The sequence below is a fragment of the Burkholderia sp. Ac-20345 genome (assembly GCF_017104825.1).
GTDB classification, from domain to species: domain Bacteria; phylum Pseudomonadota; class Gammaproteobacteria; order Burkholderiales; family Burkholderiaceae; genus Burkholderia; species Burkholderia lata_B.
This window is the reverse complement of sequence record NZ_JAAGPO010000026.1, coordinates 55,071-76,831: the sequence shown is the minus strand read 5'-3', so window position 1 is coordinate 76,831 and position 21,761 is coordinate 55,071. Positions and strand designations below refer to the sequence as shown.

Below are 21,761 nucleotides of genomic sequence, written 5' to 3'. Positions count from 1 at the left end.
ACCGCGTCGCCGTTCGACGTGATGAACGCGAGCCCGCGCACGACTTCCATCATCGCGAGCGTGACGATCAGCGAGTTGATCCGCCAGCGCGCGATCAGCACGCCATTGACGAGCCCGACCGCACCGCGCGCCAGAAGCCGCCGCGCGCGACGAGCAGCACGATCCAGATCATCAGCGACAGGCCGGACACCAGGAAAGCAAGAACCAGCATCATCGGCACGCCTCCTGCCGGGCGCCGGCATCGGCAGAATCAATCAGGGTCAGGAACAAAACACCCGAAACCGCACGGGCGGCCGGGCAATACGCGTAAGAATCGACGGTCATCGAATGGCCTTGAAATGAGCGCGACGCCGGGCAGCCGGAGCGGCTGCCCGCGAAACCACATAGTTTACTGGGTTCCGCGCGCGCCAGCGCCGACGCGGCTCTCCCGCAAATGCAACACGGCAAATACGGCACCAGAGCAAGGACTTGCCGATAGAGTTAAAATGCGCGATTAATTCGGGGTTCCGGGGCCTGGCCGGCCGGTTCGTTCCTGCCTTCATAACATCAAGCCGGGGCGAGCGAGCGAGTGCCAGCTCCTCGAACCCCGGCGTCTGTCGTCGGAGTTCGCTCACCTATGCGAGTCATCCTTGCCCAGCCCCGCGGCTTTTGTGCGGGGGTTGTCCGTGCGATCGAGATCGTCGATCGCGCGCTGCAACAGCACGGTGCGCCGGTCTATGTGCGTCATGAGATCGTGCATAACCGGCATGTCGTCGAAAATCTGCGTAATAAAGGGGCCCGATTCGTTGAGGAACTCGACGAGGTGCCCCACGGCGCTGTCGCGATCTTCAGCGCGCACGGTGTCGCCCAGACGGTCGAGCGCGACGCGGAAACGCGCGGGCTCGACGTGCTCGACGCCACCTGCCCGCTCGTCACGAAAGTGCACGTGCAGGGCCGCCAGTACGTCGCGGCGGGCCGCCGGCTGATCCTGATCGGCCATGCGGGCCACCCGGAAGTCGAGGGTACGATCGGCCAGATTCCGGCCGAGGTGATCCTCGTGCAGAGCGAAGCCGAAGTCGATACGCTGACGCTGCCCGTCGACACGCCGGTCGCGTACATTACGCAGACCACGCTGTCGGTCGACGACACACGTGGCATCATCGAAGCGCTGCAGCGCCGGTTCACCGACATCGTCGGCCCGGACACGCGTGACATCTGCTACGCAACGCAGAATCGCCAGGCCGCCGTGCGCGAGCTGAGCGAACAGGTTGACGTGCTGCTCGTGGTCGGTGCGACGAACAGCTCGAACTCGAACCGCCTGCGCGAGATCGGCACCGAAAGCGGTGTGCCGAGCTACCTCGTCGCCGACGGTTCGGAAGTAAAGGCCGAATGGTTCGCGAATGCGAAGACCGTTGGGCTGACCGCCGGGGCGTCCGCGCCCGAGGAAATGGTCGAAGATGTAATCGGCGCGTTGCGCGCGCTGGGGCCCGTCGACGTCACGACGATGGCGGGCCGTGAGGAAAAAGTCGAATTCAAGCTGCCGGCGAAGCTCACGCAAGCTGTCGCCCGCGAAGTTTAAGGAGGACATCTCTTGTCTATTCCGCTGCTCCAGCAAGTCCGCGTCGGCGCGTACATCACGCGCCAACACCTGTCCGGCAACAAACGCTATCCGCTCGCGCTGATGCTCGAGCCGCTGTTCCGCTGCAACCTCGCGTGCAACGGCTGCGGCAAGATCGATTACCCGGATCCCATCCTGAACCAGCGTCTGTCCGTCCAGGAATGCCTGGAAGCGGTCGACGAGTGCGGCGCACCGATCGTGTCGATCGCAGGCGGCGAGCCGCTGCTGCACAAGGAAATGCCGGAAATCGTCCGCGGCATCATGAAGCGCAAGAAGTTCGTCTACCTCTGCACGAATGCGCTGCTGATGGAAAAGAAGATGGACGACTACCAGCCGAGCCCGTACTTCGTCTGGTCGGTCCACCTCGACGGCGACCAGCAGGCGCACGACCACTCGGTGTCGCAGGAAGGCGTGTACGACAAGGCGGTCGCGGCCATCAAGGAAGCGAAGCGCCGCGGCTTCCGCGTGAACATCAACTGCACGCTGTTCAACGATGCCGTGCCGGAACGCGTCGCGAAGTTCTTCGACACGCTGAAGCCGATCGGCGTCGACGGCATCACCGTGTCGCCGGGCTACGCGTACGAACGCGCGCCGGATCAGCAGCACTTCCTGAACCGCGACAAGACGAAGAACCTGTTCCGCGAGATCCTGAAGCGCGGCGAAGGCGGCAAGCGCTGGTCGTTCAGCCAGTCGTCGCTGTTCCTCGACTTCCTGGCCGGCAACCAGACGTACAAGTGCACGCCGTGGGGCAACCCGGCGCGTACGGTGTTCGGCTGGCAAAAGCCGTGCTACCTGGTCGGCGAAGGTTACGTGAAGACCTTCAAGGAACTGATGGAAGACACGAACTGGGACAACTACGGCGTCGGCAACTACGAGAAGTGCGCGGACTGCATGGTCCACTGCGGCTTCGAAGCGACCGCCGTGATGGACACGATGGCGCATCCGCTGAAGGCGTTCGCCGTGAGCCGCAAGGGCATCAAGACCGACGGCCCGTTCGCACCGGACATTCCGATCGACAAGCAGCGCCCGGCCGAGTACGTGTTCTCGCGTCACGTCGAGATCAAGCTCGAGGAAATCCAGCGCGCCGGCAAGGGCAAGCTGCAGAAGGCTGCGAAGCCGGCAGCAGCCGCTTAAGCGCGTTTCGCCACGCGGGGGCCATGCCTCCGCGCCGGCGGCAAATAATGAAGCGCCACGGAGTCCGCTCCGTGGCGCTTTTGTTTTGGGCCGGGGTTTTGCGTCGCGTTTCGCCGTCACCGTATGACCGCGACGGCAGCGCAATCGCCGAAGCAGCGCGGTTGCGGCGGCCGGCCCTGTCTCCTCCATCCTCCCTGCGAAACCGGTGCGACGCTACGCGGCAAGCGATTCGGCCATGTGCATGCGCATCCTCTCCGCCGCGCTCGCGACGAGCGCCGGCTGGCCGCTCGATGCGAACGTGCAGACGTGCTCCCACAGCTCGGCCAGCCGATGCCGCGTGAGCGTCGTGACGCACGTGTCGTTCGCCGCGAGCACATGCTCGAGTACCGCGCATTCGTCGTCGTGCAGCGTCCATGCGCCGCTTTGTGCCGCGCGCGCCACGCCCGCATCGAGCGCGCGCTCCGCGTCGACGCACAGGTCGATGTCCGCGTCCGCGCACACCGCATCGTCGAGCGCCAGGAACACCAGGTAGACACTCGTGCGCAAGCGCATCAGCAGCGCCTCGTTGCCATGCCCGCCACGCAGCGCGACGAGCGCCATGTGGCATTTCAGCGAGATGTCGCGTGCATGCGCGGGCGGCAGCGGCAGCAGCCACTCGCGGGTCAGCGGCACGTGGCGACGGTTCTTCCGGGAGCCCTTCATGATGGGCTCCCGTCGGCGGGCACATCGCGCGCCTCGAAAGCCGGCCATGCGATGCGGCACGCAACGGCGTCACGGCGCGCATGGCGCGGGGGCTTCGCACGACGCCGCGCGCCGTGCCCATCGTTCCGCCGTTGCGTCGCTCGCGCGTCCGGCAGCCGGCGCGGCGCCGACGCGCGCACGACGCCGGCAAATCGGATCGTGCAGGCCATGCTCGTCTCCTGCATCAGAACGTGTTCTCGCCCTTCAGGTAGTACGCGGTCTTCACGAAGAACGCCTTGACCGGATGGCCGCCCTGCACGTCGCGCGCGGCGCGCGCTTCCATCTCGGCCCGCTCTTCGCGCGACCGGTCCGGCACCGGGTTGTGGACACGTTCGAGCGCACGCTGCATCGCGAGCGGATAGTTCTGGTTGCCGGCCGACGTCGCGCGATAACCAGCGCGCGTCATCTGCATCAGTTGCGCGTCGGTTTCGGCACGCGCCGCCCACCAGCTCGACAGTGAGGCATTCGATGCGCCGTCGGTTACGGCAGACTGAGCGAAACTGACGGCAGGCAGCGCAACGAGTGCGCAGGAAAGTACAGCAACGGGAACGAGGGATCGCATAGTGGCCTCCAGGTGGTTGTCCCCGCATCGATCGTGTTCGACGATGCGTTGAAACCATCGTATGACGCGCCGCTTTCCGCTTGAATAGCCGATTCCGCAATTGATATTTTCGGCTTCGAAATCCGGCGTGCAAACCGCGTCACGCGCGAATCCCGCCAAACAGGAATTTCTTTAATTCATTCAACGCCCTGATCGCATTTGTTCAGACGATCCGAAGCAGCGCACGCAGCGCTTTTTCAATTTTCGAAATGACGTGTTGCCGGTGCGATCGCGGCTGGCGTACCTGCCGACAAGGCTTCCGGCGTGATATCGCGCGTGCGGATACCTCAAGCCCCGGCTTGATCGAATCGAACGATTCTTGTGATTCAGGACAAGTCATCGCGTCCGGATAGCCGGATAGCGACACGACATGCACAGCAAGGACGCGCGATAATCACGCATCGGCCGTTTCGCACGGCATCTCATGCATTCCCATTTTTATCGAGTCCTTCCATGGCTGCCCTCGACACCACCGCCATCCACAGTTGGCACGCGCACGTCTATTTCGATGCGGCCAGCCGCGACGCGGCCTGGGCGTTTCGCCAGGTCGTCGACGAACGGTTCGGCGCGGTCATCGAACTCGGCCGCTTTCATGAACGCCTCGTCGGCCCGCACCCGGCCTGGTCGTACCAGATCGCGTTCGACGCCACGCGCTTCGACGACATCGTGCCGTGGCTCGTGCTGAATCACGGTGCGCTCGATATCTTCCTGCATCCGAATACGAACGACGAACTGCGCGACCATCGCGATTGCGCAGTGTGGATCGGGAAATCGTATGTGCTGAACCTCGACGCGCTGGCCGGATAACGGCGCACGCGGCCGCCTGCGCCGCGGCGACATCCACGTTTCGGGTTGACGTGAAACGTCTCGAGGCGGCGCGCCCATACAGTGGGTTCCGTTATCGATGCTTCCGGGAACCCGCCATGTCACACGCCAACGCCGACGCCCGGCACATTTATGAAGGCTGGCACGCGGCCGTGGTCGCGCGCGATGTCGATGCGCTGATGGCGCTGTATGCCGACGATGCGGTACTCGAAACGCCGCTGATCGTCGTCACGCTGCCCGATCATGGCTCCGGCGTACTGCACGGCAAGGCCGCGATCGGCGCATTCTTCGCGGCCGGCCTGCGCAATCCGGGCAACAGGCTCGGGCGCTGGTACCGCACCGGGCAGTTCTTCTCGAACGGGCGCCAGCTCACGTGGGAATATCCGCGCGCCACGCCGGACGGCGACCAGGTCGATCTCGTCGAAATGATGGATCTGCGCGACGGGTTGATCGCGCATCATCGCGTGTACTGGGGATGGGTCGGCTTTCTCGCACTGCAAGCCGCCACGCCGGCACGCGACCGCGCATGACGGCCGCCGTACCGAACCGTGCCATGGCCCGCCGCGTGCTCGCCGCGACCTGCGTGAGCTACACGCTCGTGCTGCTCGACGCGTCCATCGTCAACGTCGCGCTCACCGACATCGCCCACACGTTCGGCAGCCACGTAGCCGGCCTGCAGTGGATCGTGAACGCGTACACGCTCGCATTCGCGAGTCTGCTGATGACGGGCGGCACGCTCGGCGACCGGCTCGGCGACCGCACCGTCTATATCGCGGGGCTCGCGGTATTCGTCGCTGCGTCGGCGCTGTGCGGCGTCGCGCCGACCCTCCCGGCGCTCGCGGTCGCCCGCGCGTTGCAAGGCGTCGGCAGCGCAATGCTGGTGCCCTGCTCACTCGCGCTGCTCAACCGCGCATTCTCCGAACCGGCCGCGCGCGCGTCGGCGATCAGCCTGTGGATGGGCTGCGGCGGCATCGCGATGGCGTCGGGCCCGCTGATCGGCGGCGTATTGATCCATCTATTCGGGTGGCGCAGCCTCTTCTTCGTGAACCTGCCGCTCGGGCTCGCCGGCATCTGGCTCGCCCGCACGGTCGCACGCGCCGACGGCGACGGATCGCGGCATTTCGACTGGGGCGGCCAGGCAACGGCCATCGTCGCGATCGCGGCGCTGATCGGCACGCTGATCGAAGGCCCGTCGCTCGGCTGGCACTCGGTGCCGATCATCGGCGGGGCGGTGACGAGCGTCGTCGCGTGGGTCGCGTTCATCGCGATCGAAGCGCGGCACCGCGAACCGATGCTGCCGCTCGCGTTCTTCCGCAACCGGCTGTTCGCCGGATCCACGTTCGTGTCGATGGCGTCGGCGTTCGTGTTCTACGGCTTGCTGTTCGTGCTCAGCCTGTTCTATCGGCAGATCCGCGGCGCGAGCCCGCTCGATACGGGGCTCGCGTTCCTGCCGATGACGGCGATGGTCGCGCTCGGCGGACTGTGTTCGGGCAAGCTGGTTGCGCGCTTCGGCGCGCGCGGCTCGATGTGCGCGGCGTTCGCGCTCTATGCGGCCGGCGCGCTCGGCATGACGGGCATCGGTGCGACGACGCCCGCGTGGCTCGCCGTCGCGCCGATGCTCGCGATCGGCTTCGCATCGGGATTCATCTCGCCGGCCGCGACGTCGCCGGCGCTCGGGACGATCGACCGGCGCCGCGCCGGCGTGGCGGCGGCCGCGCTGAACGCCGCACGGCAGAGCGGATCGGCGCTCGGTGTGGCGATCTTCGGCGCGTGCATCGCGACGCTGCAGCCGTTTCCGGCGGCGATGCGGGTGGCGCTCGGCATCGCGACCGGATTGTCGGCACTCGCCGCGGCGACATGGTGGATCACCACGCGGCCGACACCGGCAACCGGCGAACCGGCCGCGCACCTGCGAACCGCCACGCGCCGCTAGAGCATGCCGTGGCAGACGCGCCGGCTGCTCATCGCCTCGGGATCAGTGCAGCACGCCACTCACGCGACATACATCGCGACACTGACGAACTGGCACAGGCTCCCGGCCAGCACGAACAGGTGCCAGATACCGTGCCCGTGGCGGATTCGCTCGTCATTGATGAAGAAGTAGATCCCCGCGCTGTAGATCAGGCCGCCGGCCACGAGCCACGCGGTACCGACCGGCGGCAGCGCATGGATCAGCGGACGCACCGCGACGAGCGCGAGCCAGCCCATCGCCACGTACAGGATCATCGACAGCATGCGCGTGCGCCGCCCGAGCGTCAGTTCCTGCACGATGCCGAACACGGCCAGCCCCCAGCTCACGCCGAACAGCGACCAGCCCCACGGGCCGCGCAGCGTGACGAGCGTAAACGGCGTGTAGCTGCCGGCGATCAGCAGGTAGATCGCCGAATGGTCGCACTTCTGCAGAATGGCTTTCAGGCGCGGGCTGCGCACGCTGTGGTAAAGCGTCGAGATCGCGTAGAGCAGGATCAGCATCGCGCCGTACACGCTGAAGCTCACCACCTTGTACGGATCGCCTTCGAGCGCGCCCATCGTCACGAGCGCCACGAGACCCACCACCGACAGCACCGCGCCAACGAGATGGGAAATGCTGTTGAAACGCTCACCGACATGCACGACGTGTTCTCCTGCGGGTCCATCGGGAATAATGAACCCTATGATACCGGCCGCCGGCCGTTGCCGCGCTGCGCACCGGCAAACGGCGCGGCGATCCCCGCCGCATGCGCACCGCCGGCCCGCCAAAGAAAAAGCGCCGCGAAATCCTTCGCGGCGCTTCCCTGTCGATCACCGAACCGCGGTAGCGGTGCGGTTCAACAGCACTTCCCTGCTCCCGACCCGTACCGCGCATTCTGACGCTCGCGGAAGAATTCCTCGTACGTCATCGGCTCGCGGTCCGGATGAGTCTCGCGCATGTGCGCGACGTAGGTGTCGTAGTCGGGCAGGCCGACCATCAGCCGCAACGCCTGCCCGAGGTAACGCCCCGCGCTGCGCAGGTCGCTGCCAAGATCGCTGAACATCGCGGCCTCCCCTTAACGTCCGCTGCCGAGCGCCTGCGCGGCCGGCATCGCTTCGTACGGCGTCTCGCGCACGGTCGGCCTCGACTCGCGGCGCGCGCGCAGCACGGCGATCACGCCGTACACCGCGATGCTCACGACGACGAAGATGAACAGGCCGGCCAGCGCCGCATCGATGTAGTCGTTGAAGATGATCCGCTTCATCTGCGCGATCGACTTCGCCGGCGCGAGCACCTTGCCTTCATCCACCGCGGCCTGCAGCTTCGCGGCGTGCGCGAGGAAGCTGACCTTCGGGTTCGCGTCGAAAATCTTCTGCCAGCCGGCGGTCAGCGTGCAGATCAGCAGCCACACGGTCGGCACGATCGTCACCCACGCATAGCGCTCGCGCTTCATCTTGAACAGCACGACGGTGCCGAGCACCAGCGCGATCGCGGCGAGCATCTGGTTCGAAATGCCGAACAGCGGCCACAGCGTGTTGATGCCGCCGAGCGGATCGACCACGCCCTGGTACAGGAAGTAGCCCCACGCGGCCACGCACAGCGCGGTCGCAACCAGGTTCGCGGGCAGCGACTCGGTGCGCTTGAGCGCCGGGTGGAACGTGCCGAGCAGGTCCTGCAGCATGAAGCGGCCCGCGCGCGTACCGGCGTCGACGGCCGTCAGGATGAACAGCGCCTCGAACAGGATCGCGAAGTGATACCAGAACGCCATCATCGCTTCACCGCCGATCACCTGGTGCAGGATGTGCGCCATGCCGACGGCCAGCGTCGGCGCGCCGCCTGCCCGCGCGATGATCGTCGTTTCGCCGACGGCCTTCGCGGTCTGCGTCAGCATGTCAGGCGTCAGCACGAAGCCCCACTGCGTGACGGTGTTGGCCACCGCTTCCGGCGTCGAGCCGAGCACGGCGGCCGGCGCGTTCATCGCGAAGTAGATGCCCGGTTCGATCACGCTCGCGGCGACCAGCGCCATGATCGCGACGAACGATTCCATCAGCATCGCGCCGTAACCGATGAAGCGCGCGTTGGTTTCGTTGTCGATCAGCTTCGGCGTCGTGCCCGACGAGATCAGCGCGTGGAAGCCCGACACCGCGCCGCACGCGATCGTGATGAACAGGAACGGGAACAGGCCGCCCGACCACACGGGGCCCGTGCCGTCGACGAACTTCGTCAGCGCGGGCATCTTCAGCTCCGGCGCGACGACCAAGATGCCGATCGCGAGGCCGAGGATCGTGCCGATCTTCAGGAACGTCGACAGGTAGTCGCGCGGCGCGAGCAGCAGCCACACCGGCAGCACCGATGCAACGAAGCCGTAGCCGATCAGGATCCACGTGAGCTGCGTGCCCGTGAACGTGAACCAAGCGGCGAGCGTCGGCGAATCGTGCACGTGCTGGCCGAACGCGATCGACGCCATCAGCAGCACGAAGCCGATGATCGACACTTCGCCGATGCGGCCCGGACGGATGTAGCGCGTATAGACGCCCATGAACAGCGCGATCGGAATCGTCGCGGCGACGGTGAACGTGCCCCACGGCGAATTCGTCAGCGCCTTCACGACGATCAGTGCGAGCACCGCGAGGATGATCACCATGATCAGGAACGCGCCGAACAGCGCGATCACGCCAGGCACCGTGCCGAGCTCCATCTTGACGAGATCGCCGAGCGAGCGGCCGTCACGGCGCGTCGAGATGAACAGCACGATGAAGTCCTGCACCGCGCCGGCGAACACGACGCCGGCCAGGATCCACAGCATGCCGGGCATGTAGCCCATCTGCGCGGCGAGCACAGGCCCGACGAGCGGGCCGGCACCGGCGATCGCGGCGAAGTGATGGCCGAACAGCACGTACTTGTTGGTCGGCACGTAGTCGAGGCCGTCGTTGTACTTGACGGCCGGCGTCATCCGCAGCCCGTCGAGCTGCATGACCTTGCTGGCGATGAAACGGCTGTAGAAGCGATACGCGATCAGATACACGCAGACTGCGGCGATCACGATCCAGAGGGCACTGACGCGCTCGCCATGTGCGAGTGCGATCGTGCCGAACGAGAACGCGCCGAGCAGCGCGACTGCGATCCAGAGCAGGGTACTGGAAGCCCGATTCATGGCGTCTCCTGGTCTCCAATGTGGTTTTAGATGGCATGCGGCGAGGATGCCGCACACGCGTGACGTCGATGCGTCGTGCCACGGTCTCGCTGAGGCCGGGGCGATGGGCCGTAGTATTCCGCGCGACCGGGGCCGCTTACAAGCGGACAACTACGTATGCGGGGCTACGTAGAATTACGTAGATGCTCGACGCATGCACGACATCGTGCGGCGATTGATCGCGAGCGGTGAGCCACGTACAGTGTTCGCCTGCCTCCATTCCGGAACCGCCATGCCGATCGGATTTCAGAAAATGCACGCGAACGGCGACGACTTCGCGATCGTCGACCTGCGCCGTACCACACACGCGATCGACGGCCGCCTCGCCAGGCAGATGGGCGACCGAAAGCGCGGGATCGGCTTCAACCAGCTCGCGGTTGTGTCGGACTGCGACGACGCGGCGGCCCGCGTCGCGTTCTGGAACGCCGACGGCTCACCGCTCGACACCTGCGGCAGCGCGACGCGCGGCGTCGCGTGGCAACTGATGCGGGAAACCGGCATGGCGTCGCTCGTGCTGCGGACTCCCCGCGGGTATCTCGTGTGCTCGACGGACGCGAACGGGCTCATCACCGTCGAGATGGGCAGGCCGCTCACCGGCTGGCAGGACGTGCCGGCCGCCGAAGCACTCGACACCCTCGCGCTGCCGCTGCCCGGCGCGCCGGCCGCCTGCAACATGGGCAATCCGCATTGCACGTTCTTCGTCGACGATCTCCGCGCGATCGATGTCGCGGCGCTCGGCCCGGCCATCGAGACGCATCCGCTGTTTCCGCAGAAAACCAACGTGCATTTCGTTCAGGTCATCGATCGCACGCACATTCGCCTGCGCATCTGGGAGCGCGGCGGCGGCGTGCCGCTCGGTTCGGGATCGTGTTCGTGCGGGGCGGTCGTCAATGGCATCCGGCGCGGGCTGCTCGACGACACCGTGCGGGTCGAGTGCGACGGCGGCGACGTCACCGTTCAATGGAACGGCACCGGCAATGTGCTCCTCAGCGGGCCGGTTACGTTCGGGTTCAGCGGGGTGTGGCTGCCATGACCGACGACGCACAGACTTTCCGTGCGCTGCGCCCACGCCTGCAGAAGATCGCGTACAGGATGCTCGGCTCCGTCGCGGACGCCGAAGACATCGTGCAGGACGTGTGGCTGCGCTGGCACGAAGCGGCGCGCGACAGTATCGAGAATACCGAGGCATGGCTCGTCGCGGTCACGACCCGGACGTCGATCGACCGCCTTCGCGCGGCGAAGATCCGCCGCGAGCACTACACGGGTATCTGGCTGCCGGAGCCGGAACTCGGCGAATCGCCTGCGACGCCCGAGGAAATGACGGAGCGCGCGAACGACGTGTCGGTCGCGTACCTGCTGCTGCTCGAACGGTTGACGCCGGAAGCGCGCGCGGCCTTTCTGCTGCGCGAAGTGTTCGATGCCGACTACGACGAGATTGCCGACGCGATCGGCAAATCCGAAGCCGCGTGCCGGCAGCTCGTCAGCCGCGCGAAGGCGCAGTTGCGTGACGACGACAGGCCGCGCCACATCGTGCCGCGTGAAACGCACAGGCAACTGCTGCAGACCTTTTCGCATGCGCTCGCGCAAGGCGATTTTCCGTCGATCCAGGCGCTCCTCGCCGAAGACGCGATGCTGATCGGCGACGGCGGTGGCAAGGTCCAGAGTTTCCCGAAACCGATGGTCGGCGGTCGCCGCATCGCACAACTGTTCTACGCGACGTGGTTGCGCTGCGGCAGCGGCGTCGAAATGCGTCCGGCCGTGCTGAACGACGAGTGGGCGATGCTTCGCTTCATCGCCGGTCAGCTCGAATCCGCGATGGCGTTCGAAACGGACGGCACGCGCATCGTCCGGATTCTCGTGCAACGCAACCCCGACAAGCTCGCGCGCATCGCAGCCGTGTGCGGTGCCGGCTAGCGCCTGACGATCGACCGCCTCAAGCGCGAAGCGCGCGCCGTGCACCGCTCGATGCGGCATTGGTGCAGCGCGCGCAACACGATGCGTCCCTCCGCGTGGCTACCGCGCGCCGCCACGCGCTCCTAAGATGATTTCGCGCGGCGCCCTGCCGCCCCATGACACCCGCCGAGCGCGGGCAAGCCTCTTCGTCGCCAGGAGAAATCATGACGCAGCGTCTCAACTACATGCATCAATCGCCGGAGCTGTTCAGGCAATTCCTCGAACTCAGCAACCTGCTGCGCAGCAGCGCGATCGAGGAATCGATCCGTGATCTCGTGTCGGCGCGCGCGTCGCAACTCAACGGCTGCGCATTCTGCCTCGACATGCACGTGAAGGAGGCTCGCCTTCACGGCGAGCGCGAACTGCGCCTTCACCATCTCGCGACGTGGCGCGAATCGACGCTGTTCTCGCCGCGCGAGCGGGCCGCGCTGGCGTGGACCGAAGTGCTGACGAAACTGCCCGAGCACGGCGTGCCGGACGACGTCTACGATCGCGTGCGCGGCCAGCTCTCCGAGAAGGAATTGTCGGACCTGACGTTCGAAGTGATGGCGATCAACGGCTGGAACCGCGCCAATGTCGCGTTCCGGACCGCACCGGGTTCGGCCGACAAGGCCTACGGCCTCGACAAGGCGAATCTCGCCTGACGCCCGCGCCCGGCGACGGGCCGCCTCCCTCCTTCGCCGCCGGCTGCCTGCCGGCGGTATCACTGGAATCCATCCGATGATTCGCTTGAAACATGCCATCGCGTCTGCGCTCTTCGTCGCGGCCGCTACCGCCGGCGCCGTCCATGCGGCGCCTTCCGCCATCGTCACCCCGCTGATGACGAAGCCGCTCACTGAATACCCGGGCAAGGAAGCGCAGATGATCTCGGTCGAATATCCGCCCGGCGCGGTCGACCCCGTCCACCGACACCACGCCGATGCGTTCGTCTATGTCCTGGAAGGCTCGATCGTGATGCAGGTGAAGGGCGGCGAGCCCGTCACGCTGAAGCCGGGCCAGACGTTCCATGAGAGGCCGGACGACCTGCACACGGTCGGGCGCAACGCGAGCAGCACGAAACCCGCGAAGTTCATCGTGCTGCTGTTGAAGGACAAGGGTGCGCCCGTGCTCGTGCCGGAAAAATAACCTGCCCGCCCGCCACCGCGTCCCTTCTTTAAAAAATGCGGCGGACGATGTCACAGGCGGCAGTGCTGAAACGTCTAGTCGTATATGGACACCACGATTCCAGCGCCTCCATGTCAGATACTTCCATTCGCCGCCCTGACGCCGACGATCCGTTTGCACGCAGCTTCTCGACCTGCTACGCCGGCGTGGTCACCTTCATGGCTGTCGTCACCGAAGGCAGCTTCGCCCGTGCCGCCGATCGCCTCGGCGTCGGCCGCTCGTCGGTCAGCCGCCACGTGCAGAGGCTCGAGGACCGGCTCGACGCGCGCCTGTTCCAGCGCACGACGCGCAGCATGTCGCTGACGCGCGAAGGCGAGCTCTTCTATGAAAACTGCCGGCCCGGCATCGAACATCTCGCGCAGGCGCTCGACGACATGCGCGAGCTGCGCAGCGGCCCGCCGAGCGGACATCTGCGGATCGGCTCGACGCCCGGCTTCGGCCGCAAGATCATCGCGCCGTTGCTGCGCGATTTCCACGCGCTGTATCCGGACATCACGCTCGAACTGCTGCTGAACGACCGTCCGGCCGATTTCTCCGCCGACCGCATCGACGTCGCGTTTCGCGACGGCCGCATGGAGGACAGCGCGATCGTCGCGCGCCAGCTGATTCCGATGCAGATGATCGTCTGCGCGTCACCGTCGTACGTGCACCGGCACGGTTTGCCGCGTCACGTGGACGAGCTTGCGCAGCATCGCTGCATCAACCTGCGCACCGCGTCGGGCCGCGTGACGGAATGGGAATTCAAGATCGACGGGCTGACGCAGCAGCGCCAGCTCGCCGCGCATCACACCTTCAACGACATGGATCTGGTCGTACGCGCGGCGCTCGACGGACTCGGCATCGCGCAACTGCCCGCGTACCAGGTGTGCGACCTGCTCGCCGACGGGCAACTGGTGAGCTGCCTCGGCCAGCACGCGCCGGACGACGGCGGCCACTATCTCTGTTATCTCAGCCGCAAGCACCTGCCGACGCGCATACGCGTGTTCATCGACTACATGATCGAACAGACGCGCGCGCGCGACCTGCAGTGCCTGACGACGATGACCACGATGACGACCACAGCGCCGCTGGAGACGGTCGATTGATGCATTCGAAACAACATCGTGAGCACCTGCGGGGCTCTACCGGATCGCGCGGCATCTGCCTACGATGCGGGCTGATCGAACGGCGTACGGGCATCGAGGTACGCCATTCGGCAAGGTGCCGGCGCACGCGCGCGAATGCGATGCGCGCCGGCTTCAACCGTTTCAAGCGGCGCGCATCTCGCGCGCCCGTTCAAGGAGAGCAATCGTGAAGATCGTCGTGATTGGTGGTACCGGCCTTATCGGCAGTAAAGTCGTCAGGAACCTGATCGCGCGCGGCCACGACGCCGTTGCGGCAGCGCCGTCGACAGGTGTCGATACGATCACGGGCGCGGGACTGGGCGACGCGCTGGCGGGCGCGGACGTCGTGGTCGATCTCGCGAATTCGCCGTCGTTCGAGGAAGCCGCCGTGAAGGCATTCTTCGAGACGTCGGGACGCAACGTGTTCGCCGCGGAGCGCGCGGCGGGCGTGCGTCATCACGTCGCTCTATCGGTAGTCGGTACCGACCGCCTGCAGCAAAGCGCGTATTTCCGCGGCAAGATCATTCAGGAAGACCTGATCCGCGCAGCAGGCGTGCCGTACACGATCGTGCGCTCGACGCAGTTCTTCGAATTCGTCGGCGCGATCGCGCAGGCGAGCGCCGAAGGCGACACCACGCGGCAGACCACCGCGCTCTTCCAGCCGATCGCATCGGACGACGTCGCGGCCGCCGTCACCGATGTCGCGCTCGACGCACCGCGCAACGGCATCGCCGAAATCAGCGGCCCCGATCGGGTGCGGATCGCCGATCTGGTCGAACACTTCCTGAAGGTCACGCACGACCCGCGCACGGTGGTCAGGGACGCGGGCGCCGACTACTTCGGCGCGATGCTCCAGGACGACACGCTCGTCCCCGGGCCCGGCGCGCGCCTCGGTACGACGACCTTCGACGCGTGGCTCCGCAACAGCCAGCCCGCGCGCTGAGCCACACCGCAGGATCACGCACGCCATGACGCCGCTGCGCCCGCCGCCGCTCTCGCTGCTCGACAAGTATCGCGGGCAGGAACCGCAGACGCTGTATTCGACGACCGTGACCGTCACGGGCGGGGTGGCGGAGCATGGGCGCGCGTCGGGCGTCGCGCGTTCCGACGACGGCCGTCTCGATGTGGCGCTGCGCCTGCCGTCCGCGCTCGGCGGGCCGGGCGACGGCCCGAACCCGGAACAGTTGTTTGCCGCGAGCTACGCGGCGTGCTTTCACGGTGCGCTGAGCCTGCTCGCCGCGCGGGCCGGCGTGTCGATCGCCGGCGCTTCGGTCTGCGCATCGGTCGACTTCTGCCGCGATCCGGTGGATGGGCTGTTCATGCTGAGCGCGAATATTCGCGTGCGGCTGCCGGGCGTCGAGCGCACGGTGGCGGAAGAACTCGTCCGCAATACGGAGCGCTTCAGCCCTTATACGAAGATGGCGCACGACGGCATCAGCCACGTCGTGGCGCTCGCGCCACCGGACGATACGTCGAGTGGCTGAGCGCAGGCGGGATGCCCGGCGCATCGCGCGCCGGGCCGTGCAAATCAGTGCCTGCTCAGTGCTTGTCGTCGAGCTTCTTCGGCTTCGGCGGCGACGGCACCTTCGCGTACTGGAACGCCGGCGTCGCCTTCAATGCATCCTTCGTCGCGCCCGGCAGGTAGATGTTGCCGTTGCGCACGTCGAGCGATGCGATCGGCACCGCGACGTCGTGTGCGGCCACACCGAGGAAGCCGCCGGCCGACACGATCGCCGCCGACACCGAGCCGTCCGGTGCGACGATCAGGTCGCGCACGGTGCCGACCTTCTGGTTCTCGTCGTTGTAGACGGCCTTGCCGAGCACGCTCTTCTTCACGCTCCAGCCTTCGAGCAGCGCCTGCGATTGCTCGACGGTCACGCTGATCGGCTGCGCACCCGCGATCTGCGCGTGCGCGCTGACGCTCGAGGCGAGGACGGTTGCTGCGATGAGGGTCTTGTAGAAAGCCATGCTGTTATGTACTCCGGTGAATTGTTGTCGGTGTCGGCGGCCGGCCAAGCCGCCTTCATGCATGCGCCGCGTAAAGCGCGGCGGCTCACGCACGACGCATCGCACCGGATCATGTTAGCGCCACTCGCGAAACGCTGCATCGGACGCGATGACGCAGCACCCGTCACGCGTTGCGCGAATACACGCGCCGGTGCCGCACCGCCTCGGCCAGCACGTCGAGCACGGGCTCCGTCTGCGTCCAGCTCAGGCACGCATCGGTGATCGATACGCCGTACTTCAGCGGCACGCCCGGCTTCAGGTCCTGGCGCCCGGCCTCGAGATGGCTCTCGACCATCACGCCGACGATCCGGTGCTCGCCCTGCGCGAGCTGCCGCGCGAGATCCTGCGCGACGTCGATCTGCCGGTCGTGCGACTTGTTCGAGTTCGCGTGCGAGCAGTCGACCATCACCTGCTCGCGCAAGCCGGCCTTGCGCAGCACCGCGCAGCTCGCCTCGACATGTTCGGCGTCGTAGTTCGGGCCGTTCTTGCCGCCGCGCAGGATCACGTGCGCATCGTCGTTGCCGCGTGTCTCGAAGATCGCGGCCATCCCCATCTTCGTCATCCCCATGAACGCATGGCTCGCCGCCGCGGCGACGATCGCGTCGGACGCGACCTGCACGCCGCCGTCGGTGCCGTTCTTGAAGCCGATCGGGCAGCTCAGGCCCGACGCGAGCTGGCGATGGCTCTGGCTCTCCGTCGTGCGCGCGCCGATCGCGCCCCACGCGATCAGGTCGGCGATGTACTGAGGGCTCAGCAGGTCGAGGAATTCGGTCGACGCGGGCAGGCCCAGCGCGTTGATGTCGAGCAGCAGTTGCCGCGCGGCGCGCAGCCCTTCGTTGATGCGGAAGCTGCCGTCGAGGCGCGGATCGTTGATGTAACCCTTCCAGCCGACCGTCGTGCGCGGCTTCTCGAAGTAGACGCGCATCGTGATCAGCAGGTCGTCCTTCAGCGCATCGGCGGCGATCTTCAGGCGGCGCGCGTAATCGAGCGCCTGGTCGTGATCGTGGATCGAACACGGGCCGACGACGAGCAGCAGCCGGTCGTCACGGCCGTGCAGGATGTCGCCGATCGCGCGGCGCGTATCCTCGACGAGCGTCTGCGTGGCGGCCGGCACCGGCAGTTCGTCCAGCAGCAGCGCCGGTGAAATCAGCGGGCGCACGGCGCCGATGCGGACGTCGTCGATGCGCGTGGTGTCCTGCGTCGCGTCGGCGCTGCCTACCTCGCGATCGTGGGAAGGATTGTCGAGGTTCTGCATGGTGATTCTCCGGGGGACGTCTGTAATGATGGGCAGGCTCGATTATGGCACCCGGGCGGGACGGCGGCGGATTGCGGCGGGGGTGCGGGCGCGGCGGCATAGCCGCAGCGCGACGGAGATCAAAAGGCGAAAAGAAAAAAGGCGACCCGCGAAGGGTCGCCCTGCCATGCGCCGCATCACGCGCGGCGTTGCGGCTAGTGCAGCGTCTCGGGCGCCAGCGAATTGCTCGGCAGCAGCGACGTCAGCCAGCAATTGCTCGGCGCGGCTTTCCCGTTGAAGCGGTCGTAGAGCCACGGCAGCATGCCGGCCACCCACGGCACGATCGCACCCGCATGCTCGAGCGGATATTCGTTGTACGTAACCGGCGTGCCGCTGGCGCAGAACTTCTGCGCCAGCGCGCGCACGTCGTACGCGAGCATCACGCCGTCGCCCACCTGAGTGCTGAACGTGCCGTCGAGCGCGCCCGCCGTGCCCTGGCCGATGAACATCGGGATCGTCGGCGATGCGGCCAGCCCGGCATTCACCTTGTTCGCATACGTCACGTACACGGGAATGCTGTTGATGTCGTTCGCGTATTGCGGCTTGAACAGCGTGCCCCAACGCAGCCCCGTGTACCTCGGCAGGATGTACGCGAGCGACTGGCTCTGGATGTCCTTGAACACGGCGACGCCGGTATCGCTGAGATACGGCGTCAGGTCGAAGCCGTAGCCGCGCGACAGCCCGGCCAGCGCGGCCGCGGCCACGCCGCCCCAGACGATGCTGCCGTCGACGTAACGCAGGTTGTGCGCGGGATCGACCAGCACGCCGCCTTCCGCCGCGCCGACGAGCTGCTTGTTGATCTCGGGTGCATAGCTCGGTGCGAGCTGCGCGGCCCAGTTGGTCGCGATCGCGCCGCCGGAATAGCCGATCATCGCGACCTTGCTCGACGGATTCAGGCCCGTGGACGGCGTATTGAGCGCGGCGCGAATCGAATCGAGCGTCGTCATCCCGTATTCGGGGCCGGCAGCAAAGTTGGCGGTCTGGCCTTCCGTATCGGGCACGATGACGTTGTAGCCCAGCAGCAGCAGCGTCGACAGCGGAATCGATTCCGCGCTGTACAGCAACGTGCCGATGTTGATGACCTTCGTGACGTCGCGGTCACCGGCGATCACCTGCGACGGCTCGTCGTACGGGTTCAGCGAATCGTAGGCCGACTGGTACGAGATGGCCCGGCCGTTGCTGACCTGGCTCCGGATCACCGACGTCACGTTGACGACCGGCTGGTTCAGTTCGTTATTGGTGCGATACAGCAACTGCTGCGCGGTGAGCGCAGTGGGAATGCCGGCCACGTGATAGGTGACATTGCGCGTCTTGAGCACCGTGCCCGGTGGAATCGATGCCAATGGCGTGGTGCCGGTGTACGTGTAGAACGGGTCGGACACGGTCGGCGCGGCGGCGCTGGCCGGCGGTGCGGCGATGGCCAGCGCGGCGGACACGGCCGCCGCGGCCATCATGAAACGTCTGGAGGACATGGTTGGGGCCCCTGGGATAACCTGCTTTCATCGAAGGAAGTTCGCGGTGTTGCAGACCATCGCGTGTGCCGCTTCAAAACCGTTTCCGAGCCATCGACTGTCTCCTGTGAATGATTAATCCGGGCTGTTCCGAATCCGCAGTTTTAGTAGGAGTACAAACCGGATGAATTGAAGCACAACGCGCACACGCTCGATGGGCGTTTTCGATTGTTTGAAGGTAAACGTCTAAAACCGACTCGGCGAGATGCGGGGCGCTCCGGCCATTCGGCCGACTGTCCGTGTTTTGAGGAAGTGCCGTACGATCACGGCTGTCCGGTACCGAAGGCCGCGTCGTGCGATGCCGGCCGCACCGTCCACCACTTGTCTTTGACCGATCGTTTCCTGCCCAACCGACACGCCACGATGACCGTCTCCGAACTGCTCCGCGCCATCCGCCAACCGTATGCCGACCTGCTCGCGAAAGCGGCTGCGCAACCGGCCGTGATCGTCGAACCGGCCTACCGGCGCGCCGACGGCACGCTCGCCACCGAAGGGCCGCTCGCGTTGCCGTGCCGGGCCGACATCATCGCGACCGAAGGCGAATCGGCCGGCCAGCCGGCGATGGTCGACTCCGCCACGCAGCTGGAGTTCGAGCCGTTGGCATTCGACCTCGAAACGGCGGCCGTGTCGATTCGCCCGTTCGTGTGGGATTGGGCCGCGATCGAGGCCGACGGTCTCGACGAAAGCGCCGCGGTCGATGCGTTCAAGACGTGGTTCTTCGCGTGGTTCGATGTCGACGACGAAAACACGCCGTCCGAAGATGGCCTGCACGGGATCGTTCACTACCTGTCGGAACCGGTTCGCACGGAGCAGGGGTGGCGCGTCAATGCGGATCTCGGCTCCGCGCCCGAGACGGCCGTCGAGGATCTGCTGTTCCGGCTCGTCGATGCGGGCGCTTCGCGGATCGTGCTCGGTTGATGCCGCACTTCATCCTTCACCGGCCCATCATGAAGAAAACATTTTCCGTCCTGCTGCTCTGCGCGGCGCTGCCCGCGTTCGCCAAGGTCTCCACCGAGGTGTACTGCTTCAAATCGGACGGCGATAAACCCGTACGCTTCGAGATGCGCACCTATTACGACGACGCCGTCGACTGGTCGGGAGGCATGGTCCGCTATGCGAGGGCGAAAACAGCCCTGCCGCTGGTGGTCGAGCACGTGGACGAAGAAGTGCTCGCCGAGGGTCGCCCGCACCAGTTCACGACGACCTGGGTCGAAATGGTCGACGGCAGGATCAACGGGCGCTACGAGATGATGTCGCAGGGCGCGATGATCTATTCGATGACCTATACCAGCGCGCGCACCGGCAAGAAGACCGCGTTCAGCCGCGCGCCGGATGTCGACGCCACCGAACAAACCGGGTGCCGCTGGTGATGCGCCCGCTGATCCGGATGGCGTGGGCGCTGGTCGCGCTGCACGCGGGCTTCGCGAATGCCGCACCGCGCACGGTCTACGAAGGAACGCTGCAAGGCGCCGGCGCCGTCGTGATGGAACTCGACGATCGCCCGGCTGCGGACGGCTCGATCTCGGGCCGCTACTTCTACGCGCAGCACGGTGTCGATATTCCGCTGCACGGCATGCCAGCGCAATTGGTCGAGCCGCTCGTGCGAACGCAGTTGCCGGACGATGCCCGTAGTCCATTGGGATACCGCGAGCAAGCCGATTTCGATCATGCCGCGGCCACCTGGCAGGGCACGCGGGACAAAGCCGGCTATCGCGGCCGCTGGACCGATGCGCGTTCCGGCAAGTCACGTGCCTTCGCGTTGCGCCGCGTCGCCGAATACGATCCCGACGCAGTCGCGCCCGGCGCCGTCGAAGCGATCACCAACAGCATCGCCGGCGGCGTCGGCAGCGGTATCGCAAGCAGCGCGGCCATCGACATGCGGCAGGCACCTTATGCGACGCTGAAGCTCACCGGGCACGCGCAGCCGGCCGGCCCCGAGATCGGAGACGGCACCGTCGCGTACCGGATGTGGCGCGACCCGCGCACGAAGCTCATGTATCCGCGCCTGCGCCGCCATCCCGATCCTGCGGTCATGAGCCGAGTCAACCGCCTGCTCGAGCAGCAGCACTGGCAGATGAATCTCGCTGCGCTCGAATGCGCGTCGACCCGCTATTCCGACGACGGGCCGGCTGCCGGTTCGCTCGGCGGCTACGACGACGAACAGGTGACGGTCACGTGGCTGTCGCCTGCGGTACTCGGCATCGTGGAATCGGGCAGTACATACTGCGGCGGCGCCCATCCGAACAATCACTACGATCCGGTCACGTTCGACCTGCTGCGTGGCGCGTACCTCGACTGGAATCGCGTGATCGACGCGACGACGGCAGGCAAGAATGGTGACCCGGCAACGAGCCCCGCGCTCGCAAGTTTCATTACGCGGTTGCGCGGCAAAGCCGAATCCGGCGCTCACCCGACGGATGGCGACGGCGATTCGATGGCGTGTGCCGATGTGTTCCCGAAGTATCTGGCGTTCGAACTCGATGCGCCCGGCAAGCTGTCGTTCAGCGTCTCCGGCATCGGGCACGCAATGGGTGCCTGTCTCGGGCCGCAACTCGATGCGCCATTTGCGGCGCTCGCACCGATCCTGAAACCGGGCGGTTCGCGCTATCTCGTACCGGGCGTCAAGCTGAAGTAACGCGGCGGTGCATGGCGGTATCCGCATCGCACACCGGCCCGGCCGCCTGGCG

At 66.3% G+C, this 21,761-nt stretch carries 23 protein-coding genes and 1 pseudogene; 15 read left to right on the top strand and 9 right to left on the bottom strand.

All coding sequences use genetic code 11. From position 1 onward, the window contains the following. A pseudogene (araH, locus tag G3O06_RS12785) lies at positions 1-137 on the bottom strand (L-arabinose ABC transporter permease AraH); the annotation flags it as partial. 479 nt (positions 138-616) lie between these two features. On the opposite strand from araH, the gene ispH reads away from it, so the two are divergent. Both ispH and hpnH read left to right on the top strand, forming a co-directional pair. Then, entirely contained in the window at positions 617-1,558 is a 942-nt protein-coding gene (gene ispH, locus G3O06_RS12780; RefSeq protein WP_166956044.1) for a 4-hydroxy-3-methylbut-2-enyl diphosphate reductase, read from the top strand. A gap of 12 nt (positions 1,559-1,570) precedes the next feature. After that, entirely contained in the window at positions 1,571-2,731 is a 1,161-nt protein-coding gene (gene hpnH, locus G3O06_RS12775) for an adenosyl-hopene transferase HpnH (protein WP_011353720.1), read from the top strand. 213 nt (positions 2,732-2,944) lie between these two features. On the opposite strand, the gene G3O06_RS12770 is transcribed toward hpnH, so the two are convergent. Beyond that, complete coding sequence (locus tag G3O06_RS12770; protein WP_205816240.1) at positions 2,945-3,433, bottom strand: hypothetical protein; 489 nt, start codon at positions 3,431-3,433, stop codon at positions 2,945-2,947. A 223-nt stretch (positions 3,434-3,656) separates the two neighbouring features. After that, positions 3,657-4,034 (bottom strand): hypothetical protein, encoded by a 378-nt coding sequence (locus tag G3O06_RS12765; RefSeq protein ID WP_174984341.1) that lies wholly within the window; start codon positions 4,032-4,034, stop codon positions 3,657-3,659. A 492-nt stretch (positions 4,035-4,526) separates the two neighbouring features. Between G3O06_RS12765 and G3O06_RS12760 the strand changes: the two genes are divergently transcribed. The 3 genes from G3O06_RS12760 (at position 4,527) to G3O06_RS12750 (ending at position 6,831) form a co-directional block, all read left to right on the top strand. Beyond that, positions 4,527-4,880 carry a DOPA 4,5-dioxygenase family protein gene (locus tag G3O06_RS12760; RefSeq protein WP_174972897.1) on the top strand — a complete coding sequence of 118 codons (354 nt, stop codon included), beginning with the start codon at positions 4,527-4,529 and terminating at the stop codon, positions 4,878-4,880. 116 nt (positions 4,881-4,996) lie between these two features. After that, on the top strand, positions 4,997-5,428 hold the full coding sequence (locus tag G3O06_RS12755) for a nuclear transport factor 2 family protein (RefSeq protein WP_205816239.1): 432 nt from the start codon (positions 4,997-4,999) through the stop codon (positions 5,426-5,428). Then, positions 5,425-6,831 carry an MFS transporter gene (locus tag G3O06_RS12750; RefSeq protein ID WP_205816238.1) on the top strand — a complete coding sequence of 469 codons (1,407 nt, stop codon included), beginning with the start codon at positions 5,425-5,427 and terminating at the stop codon, positions 6,829-6,831. Before G3O06_RS12755 ends, G3O06_RS12750 begins: the two co-directional genes overlap by 4 nt. A 59-nt stretch (positions 6,832-6,890) precedes the next feature. Here the strand turns inward: G3O06_RS12750 and G3O06_RS12745 are convergent, their stop codons facing one another. The 3 genes from G3O06_RS12745 to G3O06_RS12735 all read right to left on the bottom strand — a co-directional run bounded on the left by G3O06_RS12745 (position 6,891) and on the right by G3O06_RS12735 (position 10,003). Continuing rightward, complete coding sequence (locus G3O06_RS12745; RefSeq protein ID WP_085038110.1) at positions 6,891-7,511, bottom strand: hemolysin III family protein; 621 nt, start codon at positions 7,509-7,511, stop codon at positions 6,891-6,893. A gap of 194 nt (positions 7,512-7,705) precedes the next feature. Continuing rightward, positions 7,706-7,912: a YbdD/YjiX family protein gene (locus G3O06_RS12740; protein WP_006480280.1), complete on the bottom strand. Its 207-nt coding sequence runs from the start codon at positions 7,910-7,912 to the stop codon at positions 7,706-7,708. 12 nt (positions 7,913-7,924) lie between these two features. Next, positions 7,925-10,003, bottom strand: a complete 2,079-nt coding sequence (locus tag G3O06_RS12735; RefSeq protein WP_174972890.1) for a carbon starvation CstA family protein — start codon at positions 10,001-10,003, stop codon at positions 7,925-7,927. A 271-nt stretch (positions 10,004-10,274) separates the two neighbouring features. Between G3O06_RS12735 and dapF the strand changes: the two genes are divergently transcribed. The 7 genes from dapF (at position 10,275) to G3O06_RS12700 (ending at position 15,746) form a co-directional block, all read left to right on the top strand. Further along, entirely contained in the window at positions 10,275-11,075 is an 801-nt protein-coding gene (dapF, locus tag G3O06_RS12730) for a diaminopimelate epimerase (RefSeq protein WP_205816237.1), read from the top strand. Further along, positions 11,072-11,956, top strand: a complete 885-nt coding sequence (locus G3O06_RS12725) for an RNA polymerase sigma-70 factor (RefSeq protein ID WP_205816236.1) — start codon at positions 11,072-11,074, stop codon at positions 11,954-11,956. Before dapF ends, G3O06_RS12725 begins: the two co-directional genes overlap by 4 nt. 203 nt (positions 11,957-12,159) lie before the next feature. Then, the gene (locus tag G3O06_RS12720) at positions 12,160-12,639 is read left to right on the top strand and encodes a carboxymuconolactone decarboxylase family protein (protein WP_205816235.1); all 480 of its coding nucleotides are present in this window, start codon (positions 12,160-12,162) and stop codon (positions 12,637-12,639) included. A 76-nt stretch (positions 12,640-12,715) separates the two neighbouring features. Beyond that, positions 12,716-13,120, top strand: coding sequence for a cupin domain-containing protein (locus tag G3O06_RS12715; protein ID WP_205816234.1), 405 nt, complete (start codon positions 12,716-12,718; stop codon positions 13,118-13,120). Positions 13,121-13,230: 110 nt separating this feature from the next. Continuing rightward, positions 13,231-14,244 (top strand): LysR family transcriptional regulator, encoded by a 1,014-nt coding sequence (locus G3O06_RS12710; protein WP_205816233.1) that lies wholly within the window; start codon positions 13,231-13,233, stop codon positions 14,242-14,244. 205 nt (positions 14,245-14,449) lie between these two features. Beyond that, on the top strand, positions 14,450-15,205 hold the full coding sequence (locus G3O06_RS12705) for an SDR family oxidoreductase (RefSeq protein WP_205816232.1): 756 nt from the start codon (positions 14,450-14,452) through the stop codon (positions 15,203-15,205). A 25-nt stretch (positions 15,206-15,230) separates the two neighbouring features. Next, the gene (locus tag G3O06_RS12700) at positions 15,231-15,746 is read left to right on the top strand and encodes an Ohr family peroxiredoxin (RefSeq protein WP_205816231.1); all 516 of its coding nucleotides are present in this window, start codon (positions 15,231-15,233) and stop codon (positions 15,744-15,746) included. Between the two features lie 55 nt (positions 15,747-15,801). On the opposite strand, the gene G3O06_RS12695 is transcribed toward G3O06_RS12700, so the two are convergent. The 3 genes from G3O06_RS12695 to G3O06_RS12685 all read right to left on the bottom strand — a co-directional run bounded on the left by G3O06_RS12695 (position 15,802) and on the right by G3O06_RS12685 (position 19,035). After that, positions 15,802-16,230, bottom strand: a complete 429-nt coding sequence (locus G3O06_RS12695; protein ID WP_046548755.1) for a PRC-barrel domain-containing protein — start codon at positions 16,228-16,230, stop codon at positions 15,802-15,804. A gap of 163 nt (positions 16,231-16,393) precedes the next feature. Beyond that, a complete protein-coding gene (locus tag G3O06_RS12690) occupies positions 16,394-17,524 on the bottom strand; it encodes a 3-deoxy-7-phosphoheptulonate synthase (RefSeq protein ID WP_241019847.1) in 1,131 nt (376 codons plus the stop codon). 194 nt (positions 17,525-17,718) lie between these two features. Further along, a complete protein-coding gene (locus G3O06_RS12685) occupies positions 17,719-19,035 on the bottom strand; it encodes a lipase family protein (protein WP_205816230.1) in 1,317 nt (438 codons plus the stop codon). Between the two features lie 402 nt (positions 19,036-19,437). Here G3O06_RS12685 and G3O06_RS12680 point away from each other — a divergent pair, with 402 nt between their 5' ends. Genes G3O06_RS12680 through G3O06_RS12670 form a run of 3 tightly spaced genes read left to right on the top strand, consistent with a single transcriptional unit; the run spans position 19,438 to position 21,709 of the window. Then, positions 19,438-19,992: a hypothetical protein gene (locus tag G3O06_RS12680; RefSeq protein ID WP_175002597.1), complete on the top strand. Its 555-nt coding sequence runs from the start codon at positions 19,438-19,440 to the stop codon at positions 19,990-19,992. Further along, on the top strand, positions 19,992-20,444 hold the full coding sequence (locus G3O06_RS12675; RefSeq protein WP_241019844.1) for a hypothetical protein: 453 nt from the start codon (positions 19,992-19,994) through the stop codon (positions 20,442-20,444). The genes G3O06_RS12680 and G3O06_RS12675 overlap by 1 nt, the downstream gene beginning before the upstream one ends. Continuing rightward, positions 20,444-21,709: a hypothetical protein gene (locus G3O06_RS12670; protein WP_205816229.1), complete on the top strand. Its 1,266-nt coding sequence runs from the start codon at positions 20,444-20,446 to the stop codon at positions 21,707-21,709. Before G3O06_RS12675 ends, G3O06_RS12670 begins: the two co-directional genes overlap by 1 nt. Positions 21,710-21,761 lie beyond the last annotated feature (52 nt).